Raw genomic sequence first — 13284 nt, forward strand, 5'->3', positions numbered from 1 at the left:
GCACGCCGGAGTGGCGTCAGCCGCCCGCGGGCACCTCGAGCATCTCCCGGGCCACGTGGCCCTCGCCGACGACCATGTCGTACTGCACGAGGCGGTAGTCCTCGAGGAGCTCCTGGCCGCGCGCGGAGAGGTCCGCCTCGGTGATCTCCTCGCCCTGCGGGTCGAGCATCATCGTCCGCTCCATCGCCGGGACCTCCCGCGAGAGCTCGTCGAGGAGGGCGTTGTACGGCGTCACCGGGGCGCCGACGGTGGCGAGCATCTGGTTGACGAGGAAGTTCGGCCCGAGCACCGGCGGGGTCTCGACCTTCTCGGTGGGGAAGTTGGCCCAGACGAACCACGGTGTCTCGTACCGGGTCCGCTCGTCGTTGAGGTCGAGGACAGCCTCGGGCCAGGACGAGGGCAGGTGGTCGCCGTAGAGCAGCACGACCGTGCGCTCGTCCAGCGCCTCGAGGTCGGCGACGAGGCCGGCCAGCGCGTCGTCGGAGTGGGCCAGGCCCCGCACGTAGTTCCCCAGCCGCTCGGTCCGGGCGTCGTCGATGGGGCCGACGACGTCGACCGGGTCGTCGTACTTCCCCGACAGCGGCCCGTGGTTCTGCATCGTCACGACGTTGGCCAGGAGCGGCTCCTCCGACGCGCGGAGCTCGTCGAGGAGCTCGGTGAACGTCGCCGCGTCCGAGACGTGCGGGTCGCGGTCGATGGTGTCGGTGTGGGTCATGTCGTCGCGGAACTCCGCCCGCTCGAAGCCCAGGACCGGGTAGGCGTCGTCGCGCCGGTAGAAGCTCGCCAGGTAGGGGTGGATCGCGAGGGTGGCCCGGTCCGGCGCGCCGAGGCTCCACAGGAACGAGGGGAACTCCGACCGGTGGGGCACGAGCGCCTGGAACGGCGTGTGCACCTGCGCCTGGAAGTTGTGCAGCGCCATGCCGGTGAGGACCTCGAACTCCACGTTCGCCGTCCCACCGCCGAAGCCGGAGCTGAGCATCGTCCCCGACGTCGTCGACGCCATGAGCGAGCGGGTGTAGGGCAGGGGGTCCAGCCCGACCTCGACCCCGTCGAGGTTGAGGGGGTCGGTGAAGGTCTCGGCGAGGACGATGACGACGTTGGTCTCGGCCAGGGCTGCCGGGTCGCGGGTGGTGTTGGTCCGGGCGGCGATCGCCCGGTACTTCTCGGCGATCTCGGTCATCCGGGCGGCGTCGTAGCCCTCGGGGCGCTCCATGGCCGGCGCGGGGACGTTGTAGAGGGTGCCGGTGACGAAGCCGTTGCGGGCGTAGTTCTCGGTCTGGTTCCACGGCGCCCACGTGGTCCCGGCGTCCTCGTAGATCTCCCGGACCGGGTTGCCGGGCTGGTTGAACCCGGCCGCGGAGACGAGCACGAGCGTCGAGAGGACGCCGGCCACGGCGCGCAGCGCGTACGCCGGTCGCCGGGCGAGGAGGGGCTCGGGGCGGGGGCGACGGCGCCGCACCAGGCGCACGAGCGCCCAGGCGAGGACCGGCAGGGCGACCGCGGCGAGCGCGAGCGCCGCCGCGACCGTCGGACCGACCGTCTCGACGAGGAACCCCGGCTGGAGGAGGTAGATGGTGTCGGAGGGGTAGACCGGCTCGGTGCGCTGGAGCATCTTCTGGTAGTCGGCGAAGGCGATGACGGTCGCCATCGCCAGCGCGATGCCCGCCGCCGCCCAGAGCCGGCCGGTGAGGGAGAAGAGCAGGACGACGAAGGACCAGACCAGGAAGGTCCCGAGCAGGACGAGGTTGGTCGGCAGGCCGGTGAGTCGCTCGGCCGTCGGCACCCACGGGTCGTTGAGGGCGTGGACGGTCTCGAGGCCGATCGTGATGACGACGGCGACGACGATCGTCAGGGCGAGCTGGAGCGCCGCCAGGCCCAGGCGTCGGGCCGTCGATCGGCGGCCGGGCCGTCGCGCGGCCCGCTCGGTCTTGAGGAACATGCCTGCCGTTTCGTGGTGCCGGGCTGCCCCGCGGACCGGTCCCGGGTGGGGCGGTGGGAGGAGCGACGGGGGAACAGATGGTGGCTGGTCGGTGAACCGACGGTGACCGGTGGAAGAACAACGGTACCCGCCGTGGCCGCCGCGCCGATGGAAGGAGGTCGGAGGCGCGCACCCCGGGGCTGGGGGAAGGTGCGGGAGGGTGGTTGCGGCAAGGGTGGGGAGCCCGCCCAGTCATGTTCTGTCGAACGATTGTTCGATAGGATGGTGTGATGGTCGACGCCTACGCCGAGCTGCACGCGCACTCGGCCTTCAGCTTCCTCGACGGGGCCAGCGCGCCCGAGGAGCTGGCTGCGGAGGCCGCCCGGCTGGGCCTGTCCGGCCTGGCACTCACCGACCACGACGGGCTCTACGGCGTCGTCCGCCTCGCCGAGGCCGCCCGCGGGCTGGGCCTGCCCACCGTCCTCGGCGCCGAGCTCGGCCTGGGCACCACCGGGCGCGCCGGCGCCCACGAGGGTCCCGGTGGGGTCCCGGGCCTGTCGGGCCGGCCCGACCCCGACGGCACCCACCTCCTCGTCCTCGCCCGCGGGCCGGAGGGGTACGCCCGGCTCTCCACCGCCATCGCCGAGGCCCACCTGAACGCCGGCTCCAAGGGCCGTGCGGACTACGACCTCGAGGACCTCGCGGCCCGCGCCGCCGGGGAGTGGCTGGTCCTGACGGGGTGCCGCAAGGGGGCGGTGCGCCGCGCCCTGCAGTCGGGCCGCGGCGGCGCGCCGACGGCGGAGGGGGCGCGTGCTGCCCGCGCCGAGCTCGACCGCCTCGCCGCGCTGTTCGGCCGCGACAACGTCGCCGTGGAGATCACCGACCACGGCGCCCCGCTCGACTCCGCCGTCGCCGACGCCCTGGCCGAGCTCGCCGAGCGGGCGCGCCTGCCGCTGGTGGCGACCGGGGGCGTGCACGCCGCTCGGCCGGCGGACCAGCCCCTGGCCGACGTCCTGGCCGCGACCCGGGCGCGGGCGTCCCTGGAGGAGATCGACGGCTGGCTGCCGGCCTCCCCGGCCCACCTGCGCTCGCCGGCGGAGATGGCCGCCCGGCACCGTCGTCACCCCCGCGCGGTGCCGACGTCGGTCGCGCTCGCGGCCGAGTGCGCCTTCGACCTCCAGCTCGTCGCCCCCAACCTGCCCCCGCACCCCGTCCCGGCCGGGCACACCGAGGCCACGTGGCTGCGGGAGCTGACCTACCGCGGCGCCGCCGAGCGGTACGGCCCGCGGGGGGCGGAGCGCGTGCCGGGTGCGTACGCGATGATCGAGCACGAGCTCGAGGTCATCGTCGACCTGGACTTCCCGGGCTACTTCCTCATCGTCCACGAGATCGTCGACTTCTGCCGGTCCCGGCACATCCTGTGCCAGGGGCGCGGCTCGGCGGCCAACTCCGCGGTGTGCTTCGCGCTGGGGATCACCGCCGTCGACGCCGTCCAGCATCGGCTGCTCTTCGAGCGGTTCCTCTCCCCGGGCCGCTCGGGCCCGCCCGATATCGACCTCGACATCGAGTCCGGCCGGCGCGAGGAGGTCATCCAGTTCGTCTACGAGCGCTACGGGCGCACCCGGGCGGCGCAGGTCGCCAACGTCATCTCCTACCGGCCGCGCTCGGCGGTGCGCGACGCCGCCCGGGCCCTGGGGTACGACGTCGGGCAGCAGGACGCGTGGTCGAAGTCCATCGAGCGGTGGGGGAGCCTGCGCCGGCCCGACGACGGGCAGTCCGGTCGCGAGATGCGCACCCGGGACGGGCGGGCCGCCTCACCGGCCGACGACCTCGCCGGGATCCCCGAGCCGGTCATCGACGTGGCCGAGCAGATGCTGCGCCTGCCCCGGCACCTGGGCATCCACTCCGGCGGCATGGTGCTGTGCGACCGGCCGGTCATCGAGGTCTGCCCCGTGGAGTGGGCCACCATGCCCGGTCGCACCGTGCTGCAGTGGGACAAGGACGACTGCGCCGACGCCGGCCTGGTCAAGTTCGACCTGCTCGGCCTGGGCATGCTCACCGCCCTGCGGCTGGCCTTCGACGCCGTCAACGCGCCGGGCTACGACGCCGATGACGCGCCGTCGGGCGCCGCCGGTGCGCCTGCTGTCGCCGCGTCGGTCCCCCCGTCCCCCTCGCCCGGGACGCTCGGGCTGCACTCCCTGCCCCAGGAGGATCCCGCGGTCTACCGCCTGCTGCAGGCGGCGGACACGGTGGGCGTCTTCCAGGTCGAGTCGCGCGCCCAGATGGCCACGCTGCCGCGCCTGCGGCCGGAGAACTTCTACGACATCGTCGTCGAGGTCGCCCTCATCCGACCCGGCCCCATCCAGGGTGACTCGGTCAACCCCTACATCAACCGGCGCCTGGGCCGGGAGAAGGTCACCTACCTCCACCCCCTCCTCGAGCCGGCGCTGTCCAAGACCCTCGGGGTGCCGCTGTTCCAGGAGCAGCTCATGCAGATCGCGATCGACGTCGCCGGGTTCAGCCCCGCCGAGGCCGACCAGCTCCGCAAGGCCATGGGCTCCAAGCGCTCGACCGAACGGATGGAGGCCCTGCACGGCCGGCTCCTCCAGGGCATGGCCGGCAAGGGCGTGAGCGGCCCGGTGGCCGAGACGATCTACGACAAGCTCAAGGCCTTCGCCGACTTCGGCTTCCCCGAGTCGCACGCCTTCTCCTTCGCCTACCTCGTCTACGCCAGCGCCTGGCTCAAGGTCCACCACCCTGAGGCCTTCTTCGCCGCGCTGCTCGCCGCCCAGCCGATGGGCTTCTACTCCCCGCAGTCGCTGGTCGCCGACGCCCGACGGCACGGCGTGCGGGTGCTGCGGGCGGACGTCGCTGCCTCCGCGGCACTGGCGGGGGTGGAGCGCGTGGCCGACGGAGGCTCCACGTCAGTCCCCGTCGGCGGCGGCTCCGCGCCGACCTCCGTCGTCGCCCATCTCGTCCGCCCGCACCCCCACCTGGCGGTGCGGCTCGGCCTGGCCCCCGTACGCGGCATCGGGGAGACGACGGCGGAGCGGATCGTCGCCGAGCGCGAGCGCGGCGGCCCGTTCGCCGACCTGCCCGACCTCGCCCGCCGGGTCGACCTCAGCGCCGCCCAGCTCGAGGCCCTGGCCACCGCCGGGGCGCTGGGCTGCTTCGGGCTCGAGCGTCGTGAGGCGCTGTGGGCCGCCGGAGTGCTCGCCGGGGAGCACGGCACCCGGCACGGCACGAGGCCGCGACGTCGTCCGGCCGCGCAGTCCGGCCGTCCCGGTGCCACGCAGGCCGGCCTGCCGGCGGCCGCTCGATCCGGTCGTCCTGGTGCTGCGTCACACGGTCGTCCCAGAGCTGCACAGCCCGCCGGTGCCCCGTCCGGCTGGTACCAGCCGCCGCTGCCGGGGACCGCCGTCGGCGCCGACGCCCCGGGGCTACCGGTCATGGACCCGGTGGAGACCGCCGTCGCCGACGTGTGGGCCACCGGGGTCTCCGTGGACACCTTCCCCACCCAGTTCCGCCGGGAGGACCTGCGGGCCGAGGGGGTGCTGGCCGTGGGGGAGCTGGACAGGTGCACGCCGGGGGAGCGGTTGCGGGTCGGCGGGGTGGTCACGCACCGCCAGCGTCCGGGCACCGCCGGCGGGGTGACGTTCCTGTCGCTGGAGGACGAGACCGGGCTGCTCAACGTGGTGTGCTCGGCGGGGTTGTGGAGCCGCTACCGCCAGGTGGCCCGGACCTCCGCGGCGCTGGTGGTGCGCGGCACCCTCGAGCGTGCCGACGGCGTCACCAACCTCGTCGCGGACCACCTCGAGCCGCTGAGCCTCCGGGTGGCCTCGACCTCGCGGGACTTTCACTGAGCCCGCAGCACCTCTCGAGCACCCCGCGCCCCTGCACCCCGTGCACCCCGCGACCCTTCCCGTGCACCCCGCCACCCTTCCGATGAGCAGCGGCCGCGCGTAGGTTGACGGTGTGTCCGAGGTCTTCATGATCTTCGAGCCAGGGCTTCGCCACCTGCTCGAGGAACGGGAGCGCCGCCGTCACGAGGTGCAGATCCCAGGCTCGGCCGCGCCGCCGTTCGGGATCGACCTGGAGGCGGGGGTGGCGTACATCGACCCGCCCCAGGCAAACGCCGCCGCCGCCGGCGACGATGCCTGACCTGGCGCCGCAACCGACGCTTGACGCCCTGATCCGACACCGCGCCAAACGCACGTGTTCTGCCCCCACGGTGTGGTTTCCTACCGCAAGCACCAACCCCACGGACCGAGAGAGAGCGCTCGCGCATGCATGAGTCGAACCGCGAGGCCGCGGCCCCGCCGAACCCGTACGCGCAACCCGACCCGGGCGCCCGACCGGCGCAGCCGCCGTCGGCCTACCAGCCGCCGACGTTCGGCCAGCAGTCGGGCGTCGCAGCCTATGCGCCTGCCGCCAGCGGCACGGCACTCTCCGCCGAGAAGACTCGGAAGGCCGACACCGCCGTCCAGCTCTCCCTCGCCTTCGGCATCCTGGCCATGTCCTGGCTGCCGCTGATCTTCGGTCCGCTGGCGATCTGGCAGGGGAACAGGGCCGAGTCCCTGGGCAGGTCGGGCACGGTCGGACGGACCCTCGGCTGGATCGCCACCCTGCTCGGGCTGCTGGTGCTCGTGGCGGTCGTGGCGTGGGTGTACTACCTGCGGACCGGCGGTCTCGAGCGGCTCCTCTCTCAGCTGCCACCCGGCGTCGTCTGACGACGGAGGCGGTCGAACCGGACAACCGGGCACGTCTGCCGCGCCTACGCTCGGCTGCGGCTCAGGCGCGCGTGGCTGCGCCTCGGGCCGTGACGCGTGCACGGACTGTTCTCAGACCCGGACGGATACGTCGAGCTCGTCGTCCAGCGGCGGCTCGACCGAGCGTAGGGCCGAGTAGACCGCCCACGTCACGGCGATGAGCGGGATCGCGATGATCGCGCCGAGGAGGCCGCTGAGGAAGGTACCGGCCGTGACGCCGAGCGCCACGACCACCGGGTGCAGCGACACCTGCTTGCCCATGACGAGCGGCTCGAGGATGTGCCCCTCGATCTGACCGATGAGCGCCACGCCGATCGTCACGATGAGGGCGGCCACGAAGCCCTCGGCGGCCAGCGCCACGACCGCTGCCACGATCATGGCGATCGGCGCGCCGATGAGCGGGATGAACGCACCGATGAAGACCAGCACCGACAGCGGCGCGGCGAGCGGCACCCCGACGATGGTGAGCAGGGTGAACGCCATGAGCGCGTCGGCGAAGGCGACGATCATCGTGCCCCGGGCGTAACCGGAGAACGTGTACCAGCCTGCGGTCGCTGCGACGTTCGTCCGCTCGCGGTTGCGGGCGGGCAGCTGGGTGAGGAACCAGCGCCACATCACCTCGCCGCGGGCGAGGAAGAAGATCGTGACGAACAGGCTCAGGGCCAGCACGGTGAAGACCAGCGCGACGGAGCCGGCGTTGCTGAGGACCTGACCCACGAGATCGGTGGCGTTCTCCTGGAGATAGCTCGTCGCGGCGGCGATCGCCTCGTTGATGGCGTCGTTGATCTCGGCCTGGCTGAAGTGGAACGGCAGCGGGCCGGTCTCGAAGAACTCCAGGATCGTGTCGATGCCGTCGCTGAAGCGGGTGGCGAGGGACTCCCACTGCCCGGCCACCGAGGAGATGACGTAGGTCAACATCCCCGCGACGATCGCGAACGACAGCAGCAGGCTCACCACCGTCGCCAGCGGTCGTGGCATGTGCCGGGCGAGGGAGGTCACCACCGGGTCGAGCACGGAGGTCACGACCAGTGCCAGGAACACCGCGATGAAGACCGCCTGGATCCGCGACGTCGCGAACACGACCATCCCGACGACGATGACCACGCCGATGAGGAACCACGCGATCGTGCCGTACTTGCGCAGCCACCTCGGCACGCCGTCGTCGGGGAAGGAGGCATGGGCGGCGCGCTCGGGCATCCGCCGGACGGACAGTCTCCCCGCCGTCGACGGGCGCATGGCCCGGGCGGGCATCGTGAGCGTCAGCGGCGGCCGGGTGTCCGCCGCGACATGCGGCTGGGCCACCACCTGGTCGACGGACGACGGGCGCGAGGGCCGGTAGCGCAGCGGCGCGCGGCGGAGCTGCCGGCCCATCTGGCCCAGCAGCCTGCGCGACCGATCACCCATCGATGCCATCGCGCTCAGTGTGCCGCACCGGCACCCTCTCAGCCCGCGAGACGCGACCAGACACGCGCCTGCTCCAGCTCGACCAGCGCACCGTCCCGATCTCCCCGCTCTGACACCCGCCAGAGGGCGGACCCGCAGGTCCGGGCCAGTGCCCAGGCCGCGACGCGGTCGGGATCCATCTCGACGACGGCGCAGACCACCCGCGTCCGTGCGCGCAGCTCCGCCACCGGTGAGGGCTCCCGGAACGGGTCGGACAGCTGGGCCAGCAGCGGCCACGGGTCGTAGGCGGGGTCGCCGACGAAGGGTTTGGGGTCGATGGCCACCCACCGGCGCATCCCGCTGTCGTCGTCGGCGATGAGGTTGCGGGGGTTGAGGTCGCCGTGGAGCAGCACCGTACGACGGGCTTCCTTCGGGAGCTCGTCGAGGAGGTCGGCGGCCGCGGCGAGCAGCCCGGGATCGGCGGCGAGGACGTGGGCGTGGCGCCCAGCGCGCTCACGCAGCAGATCCGCCAGGTCCGGGGTGACCGAGGTGAGGTCCCGGATCGATGGCGGACGGTTCTCCGTCGGCCCGACGTGAAGATGGCCCATGACCGTGGCGGCGACCTCGAGGCGTGCCTCGACCCGCTCCTCACGCAGCTGCGGGTCGTCCTCGAGCGTGTGGCCGGGCCGGTATCGGCGCAGGAGCAGGGTCCAACCGTCGCGGCCGAGCAGCTCCGCCGCCGCCACCGGCACGCCCGCCCACAGCTCGAGCGCCTCCGCCTCACCGGCCGCGTCCTCGTGCGGGAGGACGACTTTGAGGACGGCCTCCTCGCCGTGGCGGGTCCGGGCCGGGGCGGTCCACGCGGTCTGCCCCGTCGAGAAGGGGGTGGCGAGCTGAAGGCCCCAGCGGGTGCGGGCAGCGTCGACGAGTCCCGGGAGGCTCTCGAGCCAGGCCCGGCCTGCAGGTGTCCTGCCGACGTCACGCAGCGCCGAAGGGATCGGCACGGCCGCGGCGGAGGTGTCGCGGTCCACGCGGGCGTCGGCGCGGTCCCGGGGATCCTGGTCGGGGTCGCGCTCGGGCACGGGTGCTCCAGTGTTCGGTGCAGGTGCGGACGAGCTGAGCCTACGAGTCCTCGGTCGACATGGTGGCCGCCCGAGCGCGACGACGTTCTCGGGTTGGGACGGGCACGACTGGGAGGGTGCGGGGCGCGGTCGGCGCTGCGCCGTGGCAGGCTGGACGGCAGGACCGAGACGGCGGGACCCGACGGCAGGGCCGGACGGCAGGGCCGCCAGTGCGAGAAGAAGGAGAACGACCGTGGCGAAGATCAGCGGGATCATGAAGCTGGCGATGGTGGCCGGGCCCACCGTGGTGGAGGTCGTGCGCAAGTTCGGACCGACCCTCACCAAGGCCATGAAGGAGAACCCCGAGGTCTTCCGTGTCGTCCAGACGCAGGTCAACCGGATGGCGAAGGCGCGCAAGTCCGGCCACGGGTCCGAGGGACTGCGCCGCCGCGTCAACATCCTGCGGGACCAGGTCGCCTACCTCCACGCCTCGGCCGACGACGCGCGCGAGACCAGGCACGCCGAGGAGTGGCGCCGTCAGCTCGACAAGATCGACGCCTCGATCTCCGTCCTCGGCGCCATGGGCAAGGAGACCGCCACCCGCGAGGAGGAGCACATCGGAAAGCGGATCGACAAGCTCTCCGGCGAGATCCTCAGCGCCTTCATCGACGAGCAGGAGGAGGACGCCCAGCTCGGTCGGGGTCCCGGCCTCTGAGGACGACCATTCCCGACGCGACGCTCCACGGGCTGGCAAGGGGTCTGCTCGTCGTGAGGTCTCGTCACTGCATGTGGCGGGTGGCCCTTGCCGCCCTCCGACAAGATCGTGCAACAGGTGGTTGGCCAGGGGGAGCGGGTCTAGCGTCGGAACCATGACCACCGCGATCAGCGTCGATCTCCCGCCCTCCGTCACCCTCGTCGAGGCGAGCGGGGAGCTGCCCGCCCTCCGGATCTCCACCCCGCTGGCCGAGGGGGAGGTGTATCTCCACGGAGCCCACGTGACGTCGTGGGTGCCGGCGGGCCACGACCCGGTGATCTGGATGAGCAAGGCGTCACGGTTCGCGCCCACGGAGCCCATCCGCGGCGGCGTGCCGATCTGCTTCCCGTGGTTCGGTCCGGGACGTGAGCCCGGGATGAGCCCCGCTCACGGTTTCGCCCGCCTCGCGGACTGGCGGCTCGTCGGGGCGAGCGACGACGACAGCGTGGTGACGCTGACGTTCCGGCTCGGCCACGAGGACGTCGAGGGATCGGCCGGTGCCGAGAAGTGGGCCCACCCGTTCGAGGCGACGTACACGGTGGTCATGGGCGGCGAGCTCACGCTCTCCCTCGCCGTGCGGAACCCCGGCGACGAGGAGTACTCCTACGAGGAGGCGCTGCACACCTACCTCCACGTGCAGGACGTCACGGCCGTCACCGTCGAGGGCCTCGACGGCACTCAGTACCTGGACAAGGCGCCGGACGGCGGTCCCGACCTGAAGACGCAGGACGGTCCGGTGATCTTCACGGGCGAGACCGACCGCGTCTACCACTCGAGCGGGGCCGCGGTGGTCGTCGACCCGGCGAGGGCACGCTCGATCAGGGTGTCGAAGGAGAGCTCGGCCGACACCGTCGTCTGGAACCCGTGGACCGCCAAGGCTGCCGCCATGCCCGACTACGACGACGCGGAGTGGCCCACCATGGTCTGCGTGGAGACGGCGAACGCCCTGGACAACGCCGTCGTGCTGGCGCCGGGTGAGTCCCGGACGATGTCCGCGACGTACGCCGTGAGCCACGCCTGACCCGCTGAGGTCCTGCCCGAGCACCAGCCCGTTCAGGTACTGCTCCTAGTAGGCGGGGACGCCGGCGCGGGGCAGTCGGGTGGTGGTGCCGTTGATCTCGCGCCGGTAGCGGTGGCCCGATGGTGTGGTCCACTCGAAGGTGCCGGGCGAGGGTTGGATGACGGTGAACAGGCCGTCGGTCTTGAGGACGTGACCGCCCTCGCACAGGGGGCCTAGGTCGTCTCGGTCGGTGCGGCCTCCCTGCGACCAGGCCAGGGTGTGGTCGATCTGGCACATGGCGGCTGGCGCCGTGCAGCCGGGAAAGACACACGTCCGGTCGCGCGCCCGGATGAACGCGGCCAGTGCCGGCGGCGGACGGTAGCGGGCTCGGCCGACGTCGAGCAGTCCTCCGGTGAGGGGATCGGTCACGAGCCTGCGCCAGACGCCCCCGGTGGCCAGGGCGCGGGCAACATCCGGCGTGATGGGACCGTAGCCGCGCAGCTCCGCGACCTGGGCAGGGTCGGGCCAGATGAGCGGTTCCGGTTCGTCGTCACCGCCCCGGGGCCCGGCCGCGGGATCGGCGGGGCTGGCCGGTTGCTGCCCGCCGGGCGGAGCACCAGGGCCGGCTGTGGCGCCGGCCTCCGGGCCGTCTGGGGCACTCGTGCCCGACGGGTTGGTGGTGGCGGCAGTCGCGTCGCCGGTGGCGGTCGTGGCCGGATCCTGCATGAGGAGGGACAGAGGGATGGTGACGTCGATCTGGAGCCTGCCTCCGGCTGCCTGGGCCAGGCGCATGGGTCGGGGCGTGGAGGTGAAGGCGCCCTCGATGCGTGGGATGGCCCACCCGGTGCAACCGGTCGTCCGACTCGTCGTCCTCGTGGCGCGACTCGCCGCTGAGTCCTGCTGATCGGGCGGGGGTGCACCGATCCAACCGGTGGCGAGGGCCTGCTGAGCCATGACCATGGCGGCGTCGTACCGCAGCTGGTCACGGGTGCGTCGGTCGCCGGCCGCCTTGGCGGCCGCGGCCGCGGCGTCCAGGACGAGGTCGAACGCGGCGAGCTCGTGGACCGGGCCGGTCAAGGTCGCCGACGCCATGGCGTCGGGCAACGCGGCGGGATGAGTGACCCGGCGCTCGCGGGCGGCGCGGTGGTGGCGGTTCGTGGCGTCGTCCGGGTCGACGGCGATGAGGGTCTTCGTGATCTGCCGGGTGAGCTGGTGCACGGTCGATCCGGGGGCGTCGCCGAGGATCTCGTCCTGGACGAGCCAGGCGACCTGCGCCGAGGCGTTCCACAGGTGGGACACGATCGCCTCGGCCTTCGCCACGTCGATCTCCCCGGCGAGAAGCTTGTCGCCGGTCGGCGCGAAGGTCTCGGTCATCGCCCGACCGAGCCGGACGAGCTTCTGGCCCTGGGTGCGGGTGGTACCGAGGCGGATCGCGAGCTCTTCGGGGGTCCCGTTGCGGACGGGGCGGGGGTCACCCACCAGCGGCGCCGTGGACATACCGTCCTTCTCTGCGAGGGCGGCTGCGGCCAGTGCCGCCATGCCGGCCGCCCAGCTCTCCATCCGCTTGTACGCCGCGACGATCTCCACCGCCTGGTAGGGGTCGACCTGGGTGACGTCGATGTCCTCCAGAAGCGCCGCCAGGGACGAGTCGGGTTCCATCTGCTGCCACGCCGCTGGCCTGATGGACTGACCCAGGGGCGGGTTGACCGGGGGCGGGCCGGTGTAGCGGTCCATCGCCTCGATCTCGGCCACTGTGGGCTCGTTCTCCGGCTCGGGCGACTCCTCCACCCCGGCGCAGTACTCCAGCAGCCAGTCCACCGAGGCCTGGTCGCCCTCGATCTTCGCCTCGGTGATCAGTCCCGAGAGACGTGCCACCTCGGCATCCCAGTCCGCGCTGCCTTGCGCGATGGTCTCCTCCGCGTCCCCCGCCAGGTGCTCGCACACCCCACCGACGCGGGCCACGAGGCAGCAGTCTGCAACCCCCGAGCAGTCCCACTCCGGCCAGGTCGACTCGACAGCTCTGTCGGCGGCAGTGGTGCCAGCTCCGACGGCCGCAGTGGTGCGGCCTTCGTCGGCGGCATCGGTGCCGGCTGCGTCCGCACGGGCTTCGTCGGCGGTAGCGGTGTCGGCGTCGGTGCGACAAACGGCATCCTCGTCACGGCCCGCGGGCTCGCGAGTCATCTCGGCCACCACCTCGACCACCTCATCTCGACGTCGAACCGCTGTACGAAGAACGCTAGACCAGGGCACTGACATCGACCCCGGCTGGTGTGGACCGCGGCTGACGCGGATGTCGGAGCCGGCGCCAGACGAGACGCTCTCGGACTCGTATCACGAGGCGTCATTGCTGGTCAGTGAGGTGTTCCCCTCGGCGACGGCCACGTACTCTCAAACTTGAA

Annotated in this window: 9 protein-coding genes; 5 read left to right on the plus strand and 4 right to left on the minus strand. The window is 72.7% G+C overall.

What is annotated here, in order from left to right; translation table 11 throughout:
- Positions 1 to 16 precede the first annotated feature (16 nt).
- Positions 17 to 1939 (minus strand): LTA synthase family protein, encoded by a 1923-nt coding sequence (locus tag AAEM63_RS06375; RefSeq protein ID WP_341360780.1) that lies wholly within the window; start codon positions 1937 to 1939, stop codon positions 17 to 19.
- Positions 1940 to 2208: 269 nt separating this feature from the next.
- On the opposite strand from AAEM63_RS06375, the gene AAEM63_RS06380 reads away from it, so the two are divergent.
- The 3 genes from AAEM63_RS06380 to AAEM63_RS06390 all read left to right on the plus strand — a co-directional run bounded on the left by AAEM63_RS06380 (position 2209) and on the right by AAEM63_RS06390 (position 6648).
- A complete protein-coding gene (locus AAEM63_RS06380) occupies positions 2209 to 5781 on the plus strand; it encodes an error-prone DNA polymerase (RefSeq protein WP_341360781.1) in 3573 nt (1190 codons plus the stop codon).
- 112 nt (positions 5782 to 5893) lie between these two features.
- The gene (locus tag AAEM63_RS06385) at positions 5894 to 6079 is read left to right on the plus strand and encodes a DUF6191 domain-containing protein (protein ID WP_341360782.1); all 186 of its coding nucleotides are present in this window, start codon (positions 5894 to 5896) and stop codon (positions 6077 to 6079) included.
- A gap of 125 nt (positions 6080 to 6204) precedes the next feature.
- Positions 6205 to 6648, plus strand: coding sequence for a hypothetical protein (locus AAEM63_RS06390; RefSeq protein WP_341360783.1), 444 nt, complete (start codon positions 6205 to 6207; stop codon positions 6646 to 6648).
- 111 nt (positions 6649 to 6759) lie between these two features.
- On the opposite strand, the gene AAEM63_RS06395 is transcribed toward AAEM63_RS06390, so the two are convergent.
- Together AAEM63_RS06395 and AAEM63_RS06400 are read right to left on the minus strand one after the other, a co-directional pair.
- Positions 6760 to 8100: an AI-2E family transporter gene (locus AAEM63_RS06395; protein ID WP_341360784.1), complete on the minus strand. Its 1341-nt coding sequence runs from the start codon at positions 8098 to 8100 to the stop codon at positions 6760 to 6762.
- A 29-nt stretch (positions 8101 to 8129) separates the two neighbouring features.
- Positions 8130 to 9152, minus strand: coding sequence for an aminoglycoside phosphotransferase family protein (locus tag AAEM63_RS06400; RefSeq protein WP_341360785.1), 1023 nt, complete (start codon positions 9150 to 9152; stop codon positions 8130 to 8132).
- 232 nt (positions 9153 to 9384) lie between these two features.
- Between AAEM63_RS06400 and AAEM63_RS06405 the strand changes: the two genes are divergently transcribed.
- Together AAEM63_RS06405 and AAEM63_RS06410 are read left to right on the plus strand one after the other, a co-directional pair.
- A complete protein-coding gene (locus tag AAEM63_RS06405; RefSeq protein WP_341360786.1) occupies positions 9385 to 9846 on the plus strand; it encodes a hypothetical protein in 462 nt (153 codons plus the stop codon).
- 154 nt (positions 9847 to 10000) lie between these two features.
- A complete protein-coding gene (locus AAEM63_RS06410) occupies positions 10001 to 10906 on the plus strand; it encodes a D-hexose-6-phosphate mutarotase (RefSeq protein WP_341360787.1) in 906 nt (301 codons plus the stop codon).
- Positions 10907 to 10951: 45 nt separating this feature from the next.
- Here the strand turns inward: AAEM63_RS06410 and AAEM63_RS06415 are convergent, their stop codons facing one another.
- Positions 10952 to 12847 carry a DUF222 domain-containing protein gene (locus AAEM63_RS06415; RefSeq protein WP_341360788.1) on the minus strand — a complete coding sequence of 632 codons (1896 nt, stop codon included), beginning with the start codon at positions 12845 to 12847 and terminating at the stop codon, positions 10952 to 10954.
- Positions 12848 to 13284: the final 437 nt, after the last annotated feature.

The organism is Georgenia sp. M64, from assembly GCF_038049925.1.
Taxonomy (GTDB): Bacteria; Actinomycetota; Actinomycetes; order Actinomycetales; family Actinomycetaceae; genus Georgenia.

Coding starts and splice junctions, on each gene's coding strand:
- AAEM63_RS06375 (WP_341360780.1), bottom strand. CDS start 1,939: ATGTTCCTCAAGACCGAGCGGGCCGCGCGACGGCCCGGCCGCCGATCG.
- AAEM63_RS06380 (WP_341360781.1), top strand. CDS start 2,209: ATGGTCGACGCCTACGCCGAGCTGCACGCGCACTCGGCCTTCAGCTTC.
- AAEM63_RS06390 (WP_341360783.1), top strand. CDS start 6,205: ATGCATGAGTCGAACCGCGAGGCCGCGGCCCCGCCGAACCCGTACGCG.
- AAEM63_RS06395 (WP_341360784.1), bottom strand. CDS start 8,100: ATGGCATCGATGGGTGATCGGTCGCGCAGGCTGCTGGGCCAGATGGGC.
- AAEM63_RS06410 (WP_341360787.1), top strand. CDS start 10,001: ATGACCACCGCGATCAGCGTCGATCTCCCGCCCTCCGTCACCCTCGTC.